Below are 17973 nucleotides of genomic sequence, written 5' to 3'. Positions count from 1 at the left end.
GCCATCCAAAGATGAGGGTAAAGCAATGCGTATCCGGCCCGGTTTGAGGCATGCCCGCACCGCGGCCGCGTGCATCCTGGCGGTCGGGCTCGGGGGAGCTCCCAGCGCGTGGTCGCAGAGCCTGGTCGAGGCGCTGTCGACGACCTACAACAGCAACCCCGATCTTCTGGCCAGCCGCGCGATCCTGCGGCAGACCGATGAGACCCTGTCTCAGGCGGTCGCCAACTGGCGTCCGCGTGTCACCCTGAACGTCGAATACAACAAGGTCGAGCAGGACTCGTACTCGCAGCGCAGCTCGCCGACCTTCTATGCGCTGAACGGCAAGTTCACGACCCTGCAGGTGGTCCAGCCGCTGTTCCGCGGCGGAAAGACGATTGCCGAGACCAAGCAGGCCCAGTCCAACATTCAGGCGCAGCGTGCCCAGCTCGCCGACACCGAGCAGAACGTGCTGCTGTCGGCGGTGACGTCCTATGCCGACCTCGTGCAGAACATCGGCATCGCCGACGCCCGCCGCAACAACGTGCGGGTGCTGGTGCAGCAGCTCGACGCCACACGCGAACGTTTCCGGGTCGGCGAACTGACCATCACCGACGTATCGCAGTCCGAGGCGCGCCTGGAACTGGCCAAGGCCGACCTGGTGCAGGCCGAGACCCAGGTCCGAATCGCCGAAGCGGCGTTCCAGCGCACGATCGGCAAGAAGCCGGGCAAGCTGGGCGAGATCCCTCTGATCGGCGGCCTGCCGTCGTCCGAAGAGGAAGCGATCGGCCTGGCGATGGATGCTGGCCCCCGCGCCGTCACCGCCGCGCATCGCATCACGGCCGCCAACTACGGCGTGAACTCGGCGGTCGGTGACCTGCTGCCGCAGGTCAACCTGGTGGGGGCGCTGCAGCAGCAGTTCGACCTGCAGGTTCCGAACGACAAGTATTACAATTACGCTGTCCGCCTCCAGGCGGTGATCCCGATCTTCCAGAACGGCAGCGAATGGTCGCGCGTCCGCTCGGCCCGCGAGCTGGTCGGACAGCGGCGCAACGAGCTGGACAGCGCCCGACGCGCCGTGGCGGAGAACGTCATCCGGGCCTGGCGCCAGCTCGATTCCTCGCGCTCGCGCGTCACGTCGTTCGAATCGCAGGTCCGCGCCAACGAAGTCGCCTTGAACGGCGTGCGGCAGGAAGCGCTGGTGGGTTCGCGCACCACCCTGGACGTGTTGAACGCCGAGCAGGAGCTTCTCAACTCGCAGGTCAACCTGATCCAGGCTCGCCATGACGTGCAGGTCGCTTACTACGGCGTGCTGGCGGGTATCGGTCGCCTGACCGCCCGGACGCTGGCGCTGCCGGTCGAGTATTACGACGAGGAGCGCTACTACAGGGATGTCGGCTCCCGCTGGATCGGCTGGGGCAGCAGTGGCGAATCCGGTACGGGCAACATCCCGCCGTCCACTTCGCCGGCCGGCGTGGCCGGGGCTGCCCCGATGGGGAGCGGCGGCAAATGAGCGACGCGAGGAGCGGTCCCAGCCAGGACCCCTCGATGGATGATATCCTGGCGTCCATCCGCAAGATCATCTCGGATGACGAGGCCCGCGCCCAGGTCGGGGGCCTGCGCAGTGCCAACGCCGGGCCCGCCGAGCGTCCGCTCGTGATACCTCCCGTACTGCCGTCTGCGTTGCCCTCCGCGCCGCGCGACGACGTCTTACTGCTCACCGAGATCGTGGAAGAACCCAAGTCGATGCCGAACGAACAGCCCGCAGCGATGCCGCCGATCGATCCCGTGAACGTGGCCGAGATGCCGCAGCCCTCCACGGAACCTACCGTCAGCGAGAAGCCGGCCGCGAAGGCGGGCGCCGGCGAAACGCTGGTCGGAGCGGGCGTCGCGGGCGCCACCAGTTCGGCCTTTGCGCGGCTGAACCAGGCAGTCCAGGACAGCGTGCCGCCGCCGACGGCAACCGATCCCGGCCCCAGGGTCGGCGGCGCCGGGCAGACGATCGAGGAGCTGGTGAAGGAAATGCTGCGCCCGATGCTCAAGGAATGGCTGGACACCAACCTGCCGCCGATGGTCGAGCGCTATGTCGAACGCGAGATTGCGCGGCTGACTCGCCGCTGACCCCGGGCGCCACCCTCAATCATCGCCACGGTGTCGCAACCGTGGCGTTTTTCGTTTAAGGCCAGAAGATGCTCGACAAGACCTACGACCCCAAGGAAATCGAGGCCCGCCGCTACCCAGAGTGGGAGAAGGCCGGGGCTTTCCGCGCCCATCCCGAGTCGCCGAAGCAGCCGTACTGCATCGTCATCCCGCCGCCCAACGTCACGGGCAGCCTCCACATGGGCCATGCGCTCGACAACACGCTGCAGGACGTGCTGATCCGCTGGCGCCGCATGAAGGGCGATGACGTTCTTTGGCAGCCCGGAACCGACCATGCGGGCATCGCCACGCAGATGGTGGTCGTGCGCAACCTCGAGCAGGAAGGAATCGGTCTCGCAGTCGAGGGCGCCGCCCGCAACGATGCCAACAAGAAGCTGCTGAACCGCGAGGAATTCCTGGCCAAGGTCTGGGAGTGGAAGGCCTATTCCGGTGGCACGATCACCAGCCAGCTGCGCCGGCTCGGCGCCTCCTGCGACTGGAGCCGCGAGCGCTTCACCATGGACGAGGGCCTGTCGAAGGCCGTGCTCAAGGTGTTCGTCGAACTCTACAAGCAGGGCCTGATCTACAAGGATCTGCGGCTAGTCAACTGGGACCCCAAGATGCTGACCGCGATTTCCGACCTCGAGGTCGAGTCGCGCGAGGTGAAGGGCCATCTCTGGTACTTCAAGTACCCGATCGAGGGCAGCCCGGACGAGTTCATCGTCGTCGCCACGACGCGGCCGGAGACCATGCTGGGCGACACCGGCATCGCCGTGCATCCCGACGACCCGAAGTGGAAGCACCTCATCGGCAAGCATGCGGTGCTGCCACTGGTCGGCCGCCGGATCGCCATCGTGGGCGACGAATATTCAGACCCGGAGAAAGGCTCTGGCGCCGTCAAGATCACGCCGGCGCACGACTTCAACGATTTCGAGGTTGGCCGCCGACACAATCTTGAAGCCATCAACATTTTCGACAAGTTCGCACGGGTGAACGACAAGGCGCCGGAGAAGTATCGCGGCCTCGACCGGTTCGAGGCGCGCAAGGTCGTCGTCGGGGAAATGGAAGAGCTGGGTCTCGTCGAGAAGATCGAGCCGCACACGCATGCAGTGCCGTACGGCGATCGCGGCGGCGTGCCGGTCGAGCCCTATCTCACCGAGCAGTGGTACGCGGACGCCAAGAAGCTCGCGGAGGCGCCGCTCGCCGCCGCGCGCGACGGCCGCGTGAAGTTCGTGCCCGAGCGCGGCCGCGAGGATTTCTTCCGCTGGATGGAGAACATCGAGCCGTGGTGCGTGTCGCGCCAGCTGTGGTGGGGACACCAGATCCCGGCCTGGTACGGGCCGGACAAGAAGGTTTTCGTGGCGCTCTCCGAGGAAGAGGCGAAGGAAGAGGCGCGGGTCTATTACGGCAAGGACGTCACGCTCGAACGCGACCCTGACGTTCTCGATACCTGGTTCAGTTCGGCCCTGTGGCCGTTCTCGACCCTGGGCTGGCCGGACCAGACGCCGGAAGTGGCGAAATACTATCCGACCAGCACGCTCGTCACGGGCTGGGACATCCTGTTCTTCTGGGTCGCCCGCATGATGATGATGGGCATGCACTTCATGAAGGAGGTGCCGTTCCGCACCGTTTACCTGCACGGGCTGGTGACGGACGAGAAGGGCCAGAAGATGTCCAAGTCCAAGGGGAACGTGATCGATCCCCTGGAGCTGATCGACAAGTACGGCGCCGACGCGCTGCGCTTCACCATGACGTCGCTGGCCGCCTCCCAGGCCGGCCGGCTGCGGCTCGCGCCGGCCCGTGTCGAGGGCGCGCGCAACTTCGCGACCAAGCTGTGGAATGCGACGCGCTTCGCCGAGATGAACGGTGCGGCGCTGCCGAAGGGATTCGATCCGGCGTCGGCCAGGCTCCCCGTCAACAAGTGGATGCTGGGCGAACTCGCGCGCGCCAATCTGGCGATCGACAAGGCGCTGACCGACTTCCGCCTGAACGAGGCCGCGTCCACCCTCTACGAGTTCGTCTGGGGCATCGTCTGCGACTGGTATGTCGAGCTCACCAAGCCGATCGTGCAGGGCGCCGACGGGCCGGAGAAGGACGAGACGCGCGCCGTCACGGCCTTCGTACTGCGCGAGACGGTGAAGCTGATGCACCCGGTCATGCCGTTCATCACCGAGGAGCTGTGGGACAAGCTCGGCCACCGTGCCGAACATGGACCGCTGATCGGCCAGCCCTGGCCCGCACCGGCGGCCGTCGATGCAGCGGCCGATGCCGAGATGGGCTGGCTGGTGAAGCTGATCCAGGACATTCGGTCGGCGCGTGCCGAGCTGAACGTGCCGGCTGGTGCCAAGCTCAAGCTGCTGGTGATCGGCGGCAATGACATGACTGCGGCGCGCCTCGAGACGCATCGCCCGGCCATCGAACGCCTGGCCCGCATCGAGGGCGTCGAGGCGGCTTCATCGGCGCCCAAGGCGTCGCTGCAGATCGTGGTCGGCGAGGCGACCTATGCCCTCCCGGTCGGCGACGTGATCGACCTCAAGGCCGAAAGCGCGCGTCTCCAGAAGGAAATCAAAAAGCTCGCCGACGAGGTCGGCAAGATCGACGCCAAGCTTGCCAACGCCGCCTTCGTCGCACGCGCGCCGGAAGAGGTCGTCGAGGAGCAGCGCGAGCGCCGGGCGCAGGCCGAGCAGACCGGCGCGCGGTTGAGCACGGCGCTGGAGAGGTTGGGCGTCTAGCCAGCGAACGGCTCGCAGAGCGATTGCCGGCGGTGGCGAAGAGGTGATCTCCAGTATCCACCGTGCGATTATGGATATTCAGATGGAGGCAAGGAATGACCTATACTCTCGAGCAGTTGAGCGCCGATATCGGCAAGGCCCTCAAGGCCGATTCCGGCATCGCGGGGAAGCAGGAAGTCTGCAAGCTGGTGTCGAAGGTGCTGCTCGACGATGAATTCGTCGCCACGCACCTGACCGCCGACCAGTGTCGCCCGCGCAAGGTCCTGTACGAGGATCCGGAGCTGGGCTTCTGCATCTGCGGACATGTCTACGAGACGGCCGCGCACGGCGGGCCGCACGATCACGGCTCCAGTTGGGCGATCTACGGCCTGGCCACCGGCGACACCGAGATGACGGACTGGCGGATCGTCAAGAAGGGTGAGGGCGATGAGCCGACCCTGGTCGAGCCCGCCAATACCTACGTGTTGAAGCCGGGCGACAGCCACTTCTACGATGTCGGCGTCGTCCACTCGCCCAAGCGCGACGGTCTGACCCGGCTGGTGCGCATCGAGGGCGCCAATCTCGATCGCATCAAACGCTCGAACATCAAGGCGGCGTGAACATAAAGGTCCCTCGCTTGCGAGGGACCTTTCGCTTTCAGCGCTTGATCTGCATCGAGAGATACTTCGCGAGCCCCGCGCCATAGGGCGGGCGCAGCATGCGCAGCGGGGCCAGGTCCCATTTGATCTGGTGGTAGATCGACTTGCGGTGACTGAATTCACGGAAGCCGTCATGACCGTGATAGACGCCCATGCCGGCCGGGCCTATGCCACCGAACGGCAGCTCTTCTTGGGCGACGTGCATCACGACATCGTTCACCGTGACGCCGCCTGACGTCGTGCCGTCGAGCACGCGGTCGCGCTCCGCCGCGTCGCTGCCGAAATAATATAGGCCGAGCGGCCGGTCGTGGCCGTTGATGTAGTCGATGGCTTCCTGGACGTCGCGATAGGCCTTCACCGGCAGCAGCGGCCCGAAGATTTCCTCCTGCATCACCTTCATGTCGTCGGTCGGGTTCAGGATCAGGGTCGGCGCGATGCGGCGATGGGGCTGCTGGCGCAGGTCCTCCGCGCCTGGATTGATCTCGACGATCTCCGCGCCCTTGGCCCGCGCGTCGTCGAGATAGTCCATCAGCCGCGCATAGTGGCGGTCCGTGACGATGGCGGTGTAGTCCGGGTTCTCGCGGATGCTCGGGAACATCTGTCCGATCGAAGTCTTCGCGGCGGCCACGAAGTCGGGCAGGCGGTCGGCGGGCGCCAGCACATAGTCCGGCGCCAGGCAGATCTGGCCGGCGTTGAGAGTCTTGCCGTTCATGATCCGCGCCGCGGCAACGCCCATGTCGGCCGAGCGGCCGATGACGACGGGGCTCTTGCCGCCCAGTTCGAGCGTCACCGGCACGAGGTTCTCGGCGGCTGCCCGCATCACATGGCGGCCGATCGCGGTCGCGCCGGTGAAGACCAGATGGTCGAAGGGCAGGGATGAGAAGGTCTGTCCGACCTCCGGGCCGCCGGTGACGACGGCGATCTCGCTCTCGTCGAAGGCGCTGGCGAACATCTGCTTCAGCAGTTCAGACGTGGCGGGCGTCGTCTCGGACGGCTTGATCATCGCCCGGTTGCCGGCGACCAGGACTCCGGCCAGCGGCGCGAAGGTGAGATTGACCGGGAAGTTCCAGGGGCTGATCACGCCGACTACGCCTTTGGGCTGGTGGCGGATCTCGGCCCGCGCGCCGAGGAACCCCAGGATGCGCGGCGTCGTCCGGCGCCGTTCGGTCTTCATCCAGCCTCTGACGTGGTCGCGCGCATGCTTCAGCGGGCCGATCGAGCTCGCGACGTCGGCAAAGGCGGTCACGGTGGGCGAGCGGGCGCCGAAATCTTCGGTGAGAGCTGCTTCGATATCGCGCCGCCGGTCGACAAGGAGCGCGATGCAGCGGTTGAGCCGGTCGATGCGCTGCTCGGCGGTCGGCGCACCGTCCTTGAGCTGGGCTTCGCGCTGCTTCAGCAGGATCTCGATCAGTCTGGGGGCCGGCATGATCTCTACGATGCCTTTCGGAGGTCGGGGACATAGGGCTTGCTGGCGAAATGTTCCTGCCCGTCGCCGCGCGCGAAGCGCAGGCCGGCCCGGCGGATCGCGTCGTCGTCGACCGGCTCGAGCGGCACGTAGTATCGATCGTCGACCTTCGTGAAGGTGTCGTTGTCGACCCGGTTGTAGCAGATCAGCAGGGTCCAGCGCCGGTTGGGCGAGCGGTTGGCATCGGAGCGATGGATCGCGTTGCAGTGGAAGATCAGCGCGTCGCCGGCTTCGAGCTCGCAATACTCGACCGGGCACTTCTCGAGGATGTGCGGCATGCGCGTTGGATCGACCTCGTTCTGGGTCGGCGACAGTGGCGTGTGATCGATGCGGCCGAGCCGGTGCGATCCCGTGGCGATCTGCAGGCAACCATTCTCGCGGTTGGTGCAGTCGAGTCCGATCATGACCGAGAGCATGTCGGGGCGCAGGCAGCCATTGTAGTACCAGTAGCCATAATCCTGGTGCCATTCCCAGGCGCCGCCGACCTCCGGCTCCTTGGCCGTCAGCTTCGACTGGTAATGATAGACCGGCCCGCCCAGCAGCGCCGCCGACGTGTCGACCATACGCCGCACGCGCGCAGCCAGTCCGTAAACGCTGTCTCCAGCCCGATTCCAGAGCGCGATGCGCGTCGAACGGCCCTCACCATCGCGACGGTCGAGGATGCTGTCGCGCACGGCGGGATCTTCCTCCATGGCGCGGGTCAGCAGCTGTACCTCGTCGGGCGCAAACAGCCCGCGTGCATAGATGAAGCCCTTCTCGTTGTATTCGGCGGTCTGCGCCGCGTTCAGCACGTTCGGCATGGATTCCTCGACCTGCAGATAGGTGAGACTACTTCTTTAATCGGGGAAAATGGAAGGCGCCGTCCGGACAGGAGGCGGGCTTGGCGTCTGGGGCAGCCGCGAGCATGTCCAATTCTCGCGCATACGCATCGAAGTCGGCAACAAGGCCGGCTTGGACGAGCGAACCGACACACGCGCTCTTGTCACGGGCCCTCACGCATTCGAGGTACGGTTTTGCCGAGGATTGAGTCATCGGCCGATCAACGGTGACCATGCGCTCGACCGCCTCGAGGACGACCGGCTCGCCGCTCGCGATGTTATGGATCAGGAGAGTGTAGTGGTGACGCAACAGCGTCTCCGTGTCCTGATTCAAGCCTGGGGGCTTTAGCCAGCCGAGGCTTATGAGCTTCCAGAGCTCGACGCGCGCCTCCACGCTGCCGTTCTTGGCCCAACGCCAATAGAACTCCCAGATATTCTGACAGCCTTCGGGCGTGCCAATTGATTCTCTCGCTACAGCGGCCTTCCCCGCCGCCCAGTCGGCATCTGATTGCGCTGAGGAGGGCTGGGCGAAAGCCAGCAGCAGAGTAATCAGACTTCCGGCGAGCTTCGACAGTAGTATTGCGAGCCGCCGGCGCATGGGTTGCTCAGAGTGGTTGGAAGACGTTGCGGCCGCCCGATTCGGAGACCGAGACCTTACGCCCGAGCTGCTCGCGCGTCAGCATATCGGCCACGAGGGCGGGATCGTCGGGCGTCATGGCGACGAAGCGGTCGCCCGTGCTGTCGAGGCGGCCCAGGATGTAGCCGCGTTCGGGCGCGTCCTTGCCGTAGGTGACGCAGTAGGTTTCGATCGTGCCGGTCCCCGTGGGCTTGGTCGCGACCCGGCGCTTCGGAAGCGCGTCGAGTTCGGCCTGGAACTTCTTCGGGTCCTCCCGTTTCCATGCGCCCTTGGTGGGTTCGGTCGAGTAGAGGCCGGCCGAGTGCTTGGTGAGGTAGTTGCCGTTGGCGGTCACCATGCCGAAGGAGCCGGGTTTGGCCCGCACCACGTTCATCATCTCGGCGATCGAGTGGGTGACGTAGTTGTTGCCGGGGCCGCCGAAGAACGGCAGGCCGCCGGTCACGCTGATCGGGCGTGAATCGTCCTCGGCGATGCCGATCTCGGTCATCGCGACCTCGACGGCCGAGGGGAAGCAACTGTAAAGGTCGAAGGCGTCGATGTCGGAGACTTTCTTGCCGGCCATGTCGAGGGCGATGCGGGCGCAGCCGCGGATCGCAGGGGAGGCGTCGAGCTTCTCACGCTCCGACACCACCCACGTGTCGGTACCGTCGGCGCAGCCGTGCAGGAAAACCCAGCGGTCCTGCGGGATACCCCATTCGCGGGCCTTCTCCACCGAGGTGACGAGCACGGCCGCCGCCTGGTCGATGATGGCGTTGGCGTTCATCAGGCGCGGATAGGGGAAGCAGATCCAGCGATTGTCCGGGGAGATGGTGGACAGGGCCTCGGCGTTGTAGCCCTCGCGGCGCGTCGCCAGCGGATTGTCCTTCGCCACCGCGGCGAGCCGCTCGAATAGCCGGCCCATCGCCTTCATGTGGCTGCCGACGTCGCGTTTCAGGCCGCCGCGAATGGCGTTCTCCAGCAATGGATAGAAGTGGATGGCGGCGCGCAGGTCGTGGCGCGCCTCCTCCTCACTGAAGCCAAAGCGCGGATCGCCGATGCGGGTCGGCTCGCCGCCGCCCGGGTCCTCGTTCCAATCGATCTTCATGTTGGCACGCCGCGCGTTTTGCGTGCTGCGCAGCAACTCGGCGCCGCAGATCAGTGCCAGCTCGGTCTCGCCCCGGGCGATCTGCTCGGCGAATTTGTTCACCAGATACTGGGGCATGTTGCCGCCCGAGTGCGTGTACAGCAGCTGCTTCGGATCGGCATGCAGCCGGTTGGCGACGCTCTGCGGCGGGTTGCTCGACCGGCCGTAGGGCGAGGCGAAGCGCGGGCTGATGTCGCTGAAAAACTCCATGACGGCGATGGCGTCGACCAGATGGCCGAGCGCGTGCCCGCCGATGGCGGCCTGCGTGTCTTCGAGCGCCTGGTTGGCTGCTTCGGCGCAGAAGGCGACCCGCGAGCGCTCGCTCGACGGCTTGCCGACTGTGTCGGTGATCTGGCCGGCGCCGACCAGGATGGGGGTACGCGGATCGATCATTTAACGAGGGCCTCGATTTCGGATTGGGTCAGGCCGGCTTGAGCCAGCACGGCCTTGGTGTCTTCGCCGAGGGCGGCGACCTTGGGGCCGCTCTGCAGGGCTGAGCCGGAGAACCGGAAAGGCGGGGCCGGCGACTGATAGGTTCCGCCGCCATCCTCGATGGTGCACAGCGAGCCGCGATGCTCCACCTGCGGGTCCTGCAGCGCCTCGGTGACCGTGACATAGGGCGAGCACGGCACGCCCTGCTTCTCCAGCGCGGCCACCACTTCCTTGACGCTCATCTTCTTCGACCACTGCTCGAGCTCGTCGACGAGCAGGCCCCAATTCATGCGTCGGTCATGATATTTCTCGAAGCGCGGGTCGGTGAGCCAGTCGCGCCGGCCGGCCGCGGTCGCCATGTCCTGGAAAGTCTTTTCGCTCGCAGTCGCCAGCATCACATAGCCGTCGCTCGCCTCGATCGGGCCGTACATCGGCCGCGAGGGCATCTCGAAGTCGAACTGCGCGCGGTTGACCTCGCCCAGCAGCATGCCGACCAGCGTCTCGAACATCGACACGTCGACCATCTGGCCTTTGCCGGTCGCATGGCGCTGGTGGACGGCAGCGAGGATCGCGCCCATCGCGTAGGCGCCGCTGGCGTAGTCGGCGACGAAGATGCCGCAATTGTCGGGCCGCTGGCGGCCCTGCTGGTAGAAGAGATGCGCCATGTCGTAGCCGGTCGAGGCATGGATGACGGGTGCGTAGGCGGGACGGCCGGCGCCGGGACCTGTCTGGCCATAGCCCGAGATCGCGCAGTAGATCAGCCGCGGATTGACCTTCGACAGTTCGGCATAGTCGAGGCCCAGCCGCTTCATGACGCCGGGCCGGTAGTTCTCGACCAGGATGTCGACTGTGGCTGCCAGCTTCTTGATGGCAGCGACCGCTTCCGGCTTCTTGAGATCGAGCACGATCGACTTCTTGCCGGCATTGAGCTGGCCGAACATCGTGCTGAACCCGTCCCGCTGCACCGGGCGCGAGCGCATCAGGTCACCTTCGGGCGCCTCGACCTTTACGACGTCGGCACCCATGTCGGCGAGCAGGCGGCTGCAGTGCGGGCCGGCGATGGTGGTCGAGAAATCGAGGATGCGCAGGCCGTCGAGCGGCCTCGTCATGTCTGTCATGGGATCACCGGGTTGCGAGGATGAGGACGACTCCGCCGACCACCAGGAGGCTGCCGATCCACTCGCCGAGGGACGGCCGCTCCTTGAGGATGAGGCGGGAGGAGATGAAGGTGAAAACCAGCTCGATCTGGCCGACGGCGCGGACCAGCGCAGCGTTCTCGAGCGTCATGGCGAGAGCCCAGCCGGCGGATCCCAGCACGCTGAAGATGCCGACCCAGATCGAGGACCGCCAGTTGAACCAGACCTTGGAGAGCTGCGGCCGGTCGCGCCGTGACAGGTAAAGCGCCATCAGGATGACCTGGATGGTGTTCATGCAGGCCAGCACGGTGATGCCGCGCACCATGAAGTCGCCCTCCGGGAGCAGCTTCGAAGCCTCGCGGATCGTGCCGGCGGCGACGGCGAAGATCGCGCCGGAGAGGATGCCGTAGCGCGCGCCCTTGTGCGTGAGGTCGGCCAGCACCCCGCGCACGTCGGAGAACTTGCCCCGCACGCTCAGGATGGCCACGCCGCCCAGGCAGACCAGGATGCCGGCCCAGGCACCCAGCTTCAGCGGCTCGCCCGCGATGAAGGTCGCGAACAGGGCCACGAACACCGTCTCGGTCTTGGAATAAACCGTGCCGACCGCGAAGTTCCGGAGCGAGAAGGCGTGGATCATCAACGACGTGGCCACGATCTGCGCCACGCCAGCGATCGTCACCAGGGCCAAAAAATGCAGCGAGAGAGAGGGCACGTGTCGCCCGGTCACGAAGACCAGGAAGGCGAGCATGCCGAGCGCCAGCGGGGCGCCGTAGAGATAGCGCACGAAGTTGGCGCCATCGACGCTCAGGATGCCGCGAATCTTCTGCTGCATCGTCGTGCGGATGTTCTGGCACAGAGCGGCTGCGACGGTGATCGGTATCCAGAGCGGCACGGCGTTTATCTCCCTGCCGGGAGTGTATGGCCTCAATAGTCCCGCGTCTGCGGTTTAGATTTTCGCGATGCGATGAGGATCAGCCGTGAACGTCTGCACCGACGGCGTCCGCCACCGACTTTATCCCGTCGCGCGCCAGCAGGGCCGCCAGCTCGTCCTTGATGCGGCGGATGAGCGGCGGTCCCTCGTAAACCATCGCCGAGTAGAGCTGCACCAGCGTGGCGCCGGCGCGGATCTTGGCGTAGGCGTCGGCGCCCGATCCCACGCCGCCGCAACCGATCAGCGGGAACTGCCGCTCGACGCGCTGGGCGGCCTTGCGGAGCACCTCGGTCGACAGGGCTGTGAGCGGGGCACCCGACAGTCCGCCGGTCTCGCTGCGTCGCTCGGACTTCAGCGAGGACGGGCGGGAGAGGGTCGTGTTGCCGATGATGATGCCGTCCAGCCGGAGGTCGCGGCAGACGAACACGATGTCGTCGAGATCCTCGTCCGTGGCATCCGGTGCGATCTTGACCACGAGCGGGACGGGCTTGGCCGCAATCGCGTCCTGCACGCGCTTCAACAAGCCTGCGAGTTCGGTGCGGCCCTGGAGGTTGCGCAGACCGGGCGTATTGGGCGAGGACACGTTGCACACGAGGTAATCGGCATAGGGCGCCAGCGCCACACAGCCCGTCACATAGTCGGCGGCGCGATCGACGCTATCCTTGTTGGCGCCGACATTCACGCCGACGAAACCGCGCCGCGGACGGGCGGCAAGGCGGGAGCGGGCAGCGTCGAGACCCTGGCCGGGAAAGCCCATGCGGTTGATGACGCCGCGGTCCTGCGGCAGCCGGAACAGGCGGGGGCGCGGGTTGCCCTCCTGCGGCCGCGGCGTGACGCTCCCGATCTCCACCAGGCCAAAGCCCTGCGCCAGCATGGCGTCGGCGACCTCGGCATTCTTGTCGAAGCCGGCGGCCAGACCGATCGGGTTGGGCAGCGAGCGGCCCCATACCGTCGTGGCCAGGGAAACGGCATCGGTCCGCCGGTCGCCCGGCAGGAGGCCTGTCTTCAGGGCGCGGATGGCGAGGCCATGGGCGGCCTCCGCGTCGAGACGGGAGAGGGCGAGATCGAGGAGGGAATACCAGACGGCCATTGCCGTCTGGTTAGCAGAAGTTCCCTGTGGAGCGCTTGGGCGCCCGGGACGGCTAATCGCGGCCCATGCCGCCGCCCTGGTTCGGGCGCAGGGACGGTGAGTCCGAGAACACGACCATGAACAGTTCACGGAAAAGCTCGCCGATCCGCGGGTCGGTCGGGCCATTCGCAGGAGTCCAGGCGGTGGTCTCGGACATCGTCATGTCGTTGCGGCAGTAGATGGCATAGACGTTGAAGACGCCGGGCTTGCCGGGCTTGAAGCGCACGGTGCCCTTGCAGACCGAGTCGCTGTTGAGATCGTTGGCCGGATCGAAAACCAGCATGAGGCGGTAGTCGGGCCGCGGCTTTTCCGCCGGCGTCTCGTAGGTGAAGGTGAGCCGGGGCATCGGCTTGGCCGCCTGCATCATCGGCAGCAGGTCACGCGCCACCACCGCCGGATCGGTGCCGGGGAAGGGATTGCCATGAATCACCACCTGGAAGTTCTTGCCGTCCGTTGCGGCGAAGAATTCGCGATAGTCGTACTGCACCGCGTAGTAGGTGCCGCCGATCACGGCGGCATAGGCCGCGGCCGGAAGGGCGGCGACCGCCAGCAGGGCGGCGGCGATCTTGGACCTGAAACGCATTGGGCAAACTCCTCCGCGGAATATTTTCCAATCATAGCGCCGGGCGCCACTCCCGGAATGTCACATTTCTGCGCGCGGTCCGTCAGGTCGGCGTAAGCCGTATCAGACGTCGAGGTCGCGGGCGAACCGGGCGTTCTCCTGGATGAAGGCGTAGCGCTTCTCAGGCTTGCGGCCCATCAGGTCCTCGACGAGGGTACGGGTCCGCATGTCCTCGACGCGAGACTCCGGTTCGGTGCCGGTGATCAGCGGCACGTCGACCTTCAGGAGAACACGCTTGGCCGGATCCATCGTGGTTTCTCGCAGATGGACGGACTGCATCTCGCCCAGGCCCTTGAAGCGCGTTATGTCGGCCTTGCCGTTGAACACCGTCCGGATCAGCTCGTCCTTCTGGGCGTCGTCCTGCGCATATTCGGTGCGGCCGCCCTTGCTGATGCGAAAGAGCGGCGGCTGGGCGAGGAACAGATGTCCGTTCTCGATCAGCTTCGGCATCTCGCGATAGAAGAACGTCATCAGCAGCGAGGCGATGTGCGCGCCGTCGACATCGGCGTCGGTCATGATGATGACCCGCTCGTAGCGCAGCCGATCGTCATTATAGTGAGTGCCGGCGCCGCAGCCCAGCGCCTGGATGAGATCCTGAATCTCCTGATTCTCGCGCATCTTCTCGGACGTGGCACTGGCCACGTTTAGGATCTTGCCGCGCAGCGGCAGGATCGCCTGGGTCTCGCGATTGCGCGCCGCCTTGGCCGAACCGCCGGCCGAATCGCCCTCGACCAGGAAGATCTCGGTGCCGGTCGACGACGAACTCGAGCAATCGGCGAGCTTGCCCGGCAGGCGCAGCTTGCGCGTCGCGGTCTTGCGCTGCTGCTCGCGATCCTGCCGTCGGCGCAGCCGCTCCTCGGCCTTGGCCACGACATGCTCCAGCAGGACGTTGCCGGCTTCCTTGTCGCCGATCAGCCAGTGTTCGAAATTGTCACCGACGATCGTCTCGACGATCTTGGTCGCCTCGACGCTGACCAGCTTTTCCTTGGTCTGGCCCTGGAACTGCGGCTGCTCGATGAAGACGGAGACCAGGGCTGCAGAACCATCGATCACGTCGTCGGCGGTGATGACCGAACCCTTGCGGTTGCCGGTCAGCTCGGCGTAGCGCTTGAGGCCGCGCACCAAGGCGCTGCGGAAGCCCGATTCATGCGTGCCGCCCTCGGCGGTCGGCACGGTGTTGCAGTAGGAGCGGACGAAGCCTTCCTCGTCGTTCGGCCACCACACGGCCCACTCGACCTTGCCGTTGCTCTCGCTCTTGGCCTCGCCGGCGAAAGGCTGCGGCACGACGGTCGGCCGCTGGCCGATCTCGGACGTGATGTAGTCCTTCAGTCCGTTGGGGAAGCGGAACGTCTCTTCCTCGGGAATCCCGCTGTTCTTGAGCAGGGACTTGTCGCACTTCCAGCGGATCTCGACGCCACGGAACAGGTAGGCCTTGGAGCGCACCATGCGGTAGAGGCGCTCGGGGGCGAACTGCTGCTTGCCGAAGATCTCGGGATCGGGATGGAAGGTGACGATCGTGCCGCGCCGGTTCGGCGCGGGGCCGGCAGGCTTCAGCTTCGAGACCGGAAGGCCGCGCGAGAAGCTTTGCGTCCAGGCCTGGCGGTCGCGGGCGACCTCGACGACGAGGTCGTCCGACAGCGCGTTCACGACCGAGGCGCCCACGCCATGCAGGCCGCCCGACGTGGCGTAGACCTTGCTGTTGAACTTGCCGCCGGCATGCAGCGTGGTGAGGATCACCTCCAGCGCCGACTTGTTCTTGAACTTGGGATGAGGATCGACCGGCATGCCGCGGCCATTGTCGCGCACCGCGACGTAGTTGCCCGGCAGCATTTCGAGCCAGATCGTGTCGGCATGGCCGGCGACGGCCTCGTCCATCGAGTTGTCGAGAATCTCGGCCACCAGATGATGCATGGCCCGTTCATCGGTGCCGCCGATGTACATGCCGGGGCGCTTGCGGACGGGCTCCAAGCCCTCCAGCACCTCGATGTCACTCGCCGTGTAGGAGTTTTCCTTCGGACCCGCGGCACGCTTGCCGCCGCCAGACCGATCAAAGAGATCGCCGTTTCGTGCCATGCCTGCTTCTTGTCTTTCCGCGGCCGCGCGAGGGGATCGCTGGGTGGCCGGTCCGGCATGGGTATGGTAGCAAAACCGCGTGAAAGCAACCACATCCGGTGAGGAATTGATGTCCGAAAGTCGCCGCGATCCCATCGTAAGGATCGTCCCTCAGCCTGCCGACATGAACGGGAATGGCGACATTTTCGGCGGCTGGGTGTTGAGCCAGATGGACATCGCGGGCGGCTCGCTCGCGGCCCGGGTGGCGAAGGGGCGGGTGGCCACAGTGGCGATCACGGCCATGACCTTCGTGGAGCCGATCAAGGTGGGAGACATGGTGTCGATCTATGGCGAAGTCGTGAAGGTCGGCCGGACGTCGATCACCATCGGGCTCGAGACCGTCGTCCAGCGCCGGCATGAGGAAACCGACATCCGGGTTACCCACGGCACCTTCGTGTTCGTGGCGATCGACGACGAGGGCAAGCCGCGCCCCGTGCCGCACCAGGAGCCGGCGTGAGGCGGCTGTTCGCCCCGATCCTGGCCGCCTTGACGCTGTTCGCACCGGCGGTGGCGCTCGCCCATCCGCACATCGTCGTGCAGCAGGTCGTGCGCATGGTCGTCAAGGATGGGAAATACACGCATGTCGAGATCGAATGGCGATTCGACCCGTTCTCCAGCGAGGTCGAGATCCCGCTGATCGACGAGGACAAGAACGGCAAGGTCTCTGCCCGCGAAACCAAGCTGCTCGCCGACGAGATGATGCCCGAGCTCGGCAAGGACGGGTACCTGAGCTGGATCAACACCGGCGGAAAGGACTTCCGGCCGCCCAAGGCGCCGCAGTTTTCCGTGCGTATCGACGATCCGGCGAGTTTCGTTCCGCCGGAATGGGACCGTAACGCCGGCGACAATGCCGGGATGCCGATGCCGGCCAACAAGCGGGCCGACGCGCCGGGCGTGCCGCGCAAGCAGGGCGCGCGCAATCTCGTCTATGTGATGCGCTTCGCGCTGACCCGGCCCTCCAAGCTCGTGTCGATCGCCACGTACGATCCCGAGGATTTCATCCGGATCGAGGTCGACAAGGCCTCGGTTCAGGCCGGCTGCACCTTGGGCAAGCATCCGACACACAAGTCCGAGTTCGTGCGCGGCTATCCCTTCTTCGCCGACGTGGTGACATGCCAGCTTCCGTGAAAACTTCCGCTCTCCGTTCGCCCTTCCTGTGGGTGGGGCTTCTTCTGCTCGTCGCTCTCGGCTGCGCGCTGGTGTTCAGCGACGGTGTCGCCGAACTCGCGCGCTACTCGGCCGAATACCAGCGCCGCATCAACCAGGTCCTGTCGACCTCGCTGCGCGACGTGCAGTCGGGTACGGGCTCGCTCGCGCTGTGGACTCTGGTCACGGTGTGCTTCGGCTACGGCGTCGTGCACACGCTGGGCCCGGGCCACGGCAAGGCCGTCGTGGTGGCCTACTTCCTCGATAGCAGCCGTCCTCGCGCCTGGATCGAGGGCATCTTCGCCGGCGGCTGGATCGCCTTCACCCACACGCTCGCGGCGCTTCTCCTTGCCGGCGCACTCAAGCTGTCCTCGACGGTCGGCCTGCTGGGCGCACTGCGCGAAGTGCGCAACGTCGAGATCCTTTCCTACACGTTGATCGTGCTGGTGGGCTTCTGGCGTCTGTGGGCCGGTATCACCGGCCGGCTGCACGAGCATTGGCACGGCGACGACCACGACCATCACGGCCATGAGCATGGGCATGCCCATGGGCACGAGCATCATCATCACGATCATGCCCACGGCCACCACCACGACCATGGCCGGGAGGCGCCGCAGCGCACGATCGCCGGCTGGCTGCTGCTGACGGCGGCCGGCATTGCGCCCTGCGCCGGCGCGCTGATCATCATCTTGCTCTCGATCGCGCTCGACGTGCTGTGGGCCGGCGTGGTCGGCGTCATCGCCATTGCGCTCGGAATGGCGATCACCCTGGCCGCCATCGGCATGGCGTCGATGGTGGCCCACCGGCTGATCATTGCCGAGGGCCGCTCGCAGGAGATCGGGCGCTTCACCGCCATCGCCGCCTCGCTGATCGTGATCGCGACGGGCGGCACACTGCTGCTGGGTTCGCTCGAACGCTTCCTGCGCTGAGATCGACG

The 17973-nt window shown here is 66.0% G+C and carries 16 protein-coding genes; 7 read left to right on the top strand and 9 right to left on the bottom strand.

Annotation, left to right across the window (positions count from 1 at the left end; all coding sequences use genetic code 11):
• Positions 1 to 25 precede the first annotated feature (25 nt).
• The 4 genes from ACT6UX_RS05325 (at position 26) to ACT6UX_RS05310 (ending at position 5446) form a co-directional block, all read left to right on the top strand.
• A complete protein-coding gene (locus ACT6UX_RS05325) occupies positions 26 to 1489 on the top strand; it encodes a TolC family outer membrane protein (protein ID WP_444774095.1) in 1464 nt (487 codons plus the stop codon).
• Positions 1486 to 2097, top strand: coding sequence for a DUF2497 domain-containing protein (locus ACT6UX_RS05320; protein WP_444774094.1), 612 nt, complete (start codon positions 1486 to 1488; stop codon positions 2095 to 2097). Before ACT6UX_RS05325 ends, ACT6UX_RS05320 begins: the two co-directional genes overlap by 4 nt.
• A 68-nt stretch (positions 2098 to 2165) precedes the next feature.
• On the top strand, positions 2166 to 4847 hold the full coding sequence (locus tag ACT6UX_RS05315) for a valine--tRNA ligase (RefSeq protein WP_444774093.1): 2682 nt from the start codon (positions 2166 to 2168) through the stop codon (positions 4845 to 4847).
• Between the two features lie 95 nt (positions 4848 to 4942).
• On the top strand, positions 4943 to 5446 hold the full coding sequence (locus ACT6UX_RS05310; RefSeq protein WP_444774092.1) for a hypothetical protein: 504 nt from the start codon (positions 4943 to 4945) through the stop codon (positions 5444 to 5446).
• A 37-nt stretch (positions 5447 to 5483) separates the two neighbouring features.
• Here ACT6UX_RS05310 and ACT6UX_RS05305 read toward each other — a convergent pair whose 3' ends face one another.
• The 9 genes from ACT6UX_RS05305 to parE form a co-directional block, all read right to left on the bottom strand.
• Complete coding sequence (locus ACT6UX_RS05305; protein WP_444774091.1) at positions 5484 to 6911, bottom strand: coniferyl aldehyde dehydrogenase; 1428 nt, start codon at positions 6909 to 6911, stop codon at positions 5484 to 5486.
• 5 nt (positions 6912 to 6916) lie between these two features.
• Entirely contained in the window at positions 6917 to 7750 is an 834-nt protein-coding gene (locus tag ACT6UX_RS05300; RefSeq protein WP_444774090.1) for a phytanoyl-CoA dioxygenase family protein, read from the bottom strand.
• Positions 7751 to 7778: 28 nt separating this feature from the next.
• The gene (locus ACT6UX_RS05295) at positions 7779 to 8366 is read right to left on the bottom strand and encodes a hypothetical protein (RefSeq protein WP_444774089.1); all 588 of its coding nucleotides are present in this window, start codon (positions 8364 to 8366) and stop codon (positions 7779 to 7781) included.
• Positions 8367 to 8373: 7 nt separating this feature from the next.
• Positions 8374 to 9921 (bottom strand): acetyl-CoA acetyltransferase, encoded by a 1548-nt coding sequence (locus ACT6UX_RS05290; protein WP_444774088.1) that lies wholly within the window; start codon positions 9919 to 9921, stop codon positions 8374 to 8376.
• Positions 9918 to 11078 carry a CaiB/BaiF CoA transferase family protein gene (locus ACT6UX_RS05285; RefSeq protein ID WP_444774087.1) on the bottom strand — a complete coding sequence of 387 codons (1161 nt, stop codon included), beginning with the start codon at positions 11076 to 11078 and terminating at the stop codon, positions 9918 to 9920. Before ACT6UX_RS05285 ends, ACT6UX_RS05290 begins: the two co-directional genes overlap by 4 nt.
• A 4-nt stretch (positions 11079 to 11082) precedes the next feature.
• Positions 11083 to 11988, bottom strand: a complete 906-nt coding sequence (locus ACT6UX_RS05280) for a DMT family transporter (protein ID WP_444774086.1) — start codon at positions 11986 to 11988, stop codon at positions 11083 to 11085.
• A gap of 79 nt (positions 11989 to 12067) precedes the next feature.
• Entirely contained in the window at positions 12068 to 13117 is a 1050-nt protein-coding gene (locus ACT6UX_RS05275) for a quinone-dependent dihydroorotate dehydrogenase (RefSeq protein WP_444774085.1), read from the bottom strand.
• Between the two features lie 52 nt (positions 13118 to 13169).
• A complete protein-coding gene (locus ACT6UX_RS05270; protein WP_444774084.1) occupies positions 13170 to 13739 on the bottom strand; it encodes a hypothetical protein in 570 nt (189 codons plus the stop codon).
• 102 nt (positions 13740 to 13841) lie between these two features.
• Positions 13842 to 15851 (bottom strand): DNA topoisomerase IV subunit B, encoded by a 2010-nt coding sequence (gene parE, locus ACT6UX_RS05265; protein WP_444774083.1) that lies wholly within the window; start codon positions 15849 to 15851, stop codon positions 13842 to 13844.
• A 109-nt stretch (positions 15852 to 15960) separates the two neighbouring features.
• Between parE and ACT6UX_RS05260 the strand changes: the two genes are divergently transcribed.
• Genes ACT6UX_RS05260 through ACT6UX_RS05250 form a run of 3 tightly spaced genes read left to right on the top strand, consistent with a single transcriptional unit; the run spans position 15961 to position 17965 of the window.
• Entirely contained in the window at positions 15961 to 16347 is a 387-nt protein-coding gene (locus ACT6UX_RS05260; protein ID WP_444774082.1) for an acyl-CoA thioesterase, read from the top strand.
• On the top strand, positions 16344 to 17018 hold the full coding sequence (locus ACT6UX_RS05255) for a DUF1007 family protein (protein WP_444774081.1): 675 nt from the start codon (positions 16344 to 16346) through the stop codon (positions 17016 to 17018). Before ACT6UX_RS05260 ends, ACT6UX_RS05255 begins: the two co-directional genes overlap by 4 nt.
• Positions 17015 to 17965 carry a HoxN/HupN/NixA family nickel/cobalt transporter gene (locus ACT6UX_RS05250; protein ID WP_444774080.1) on the top strand — a complete coding sequence of 317 codons (951 nt, stop codon included), beginning with the start codon at positions 17015 to 17017 and terminating at the stop codon, positions 17963 to 17965. The genes ACT6UX_RS05255 and ACT6UX_RS05250 overlap by 4 nt, the downstream gene beginning before the upstream one ends.
• The last annotated feature ends 8 nt before the right edge of the window (positions 17966 to 17973 follow it).

Origin of the sequence: Reyranella sp., assembly GCF_052439685.1 — a bacterium.
Classification (GTDB): domain Bacteria; phylum Pseudomonadota; class Alphaproteobacteria; order Reyranellales; family Reyranellaceae; genus Reyranella.
This window is presented reverse-complemented; position numbering and strand designations above follow the sequence as displayed.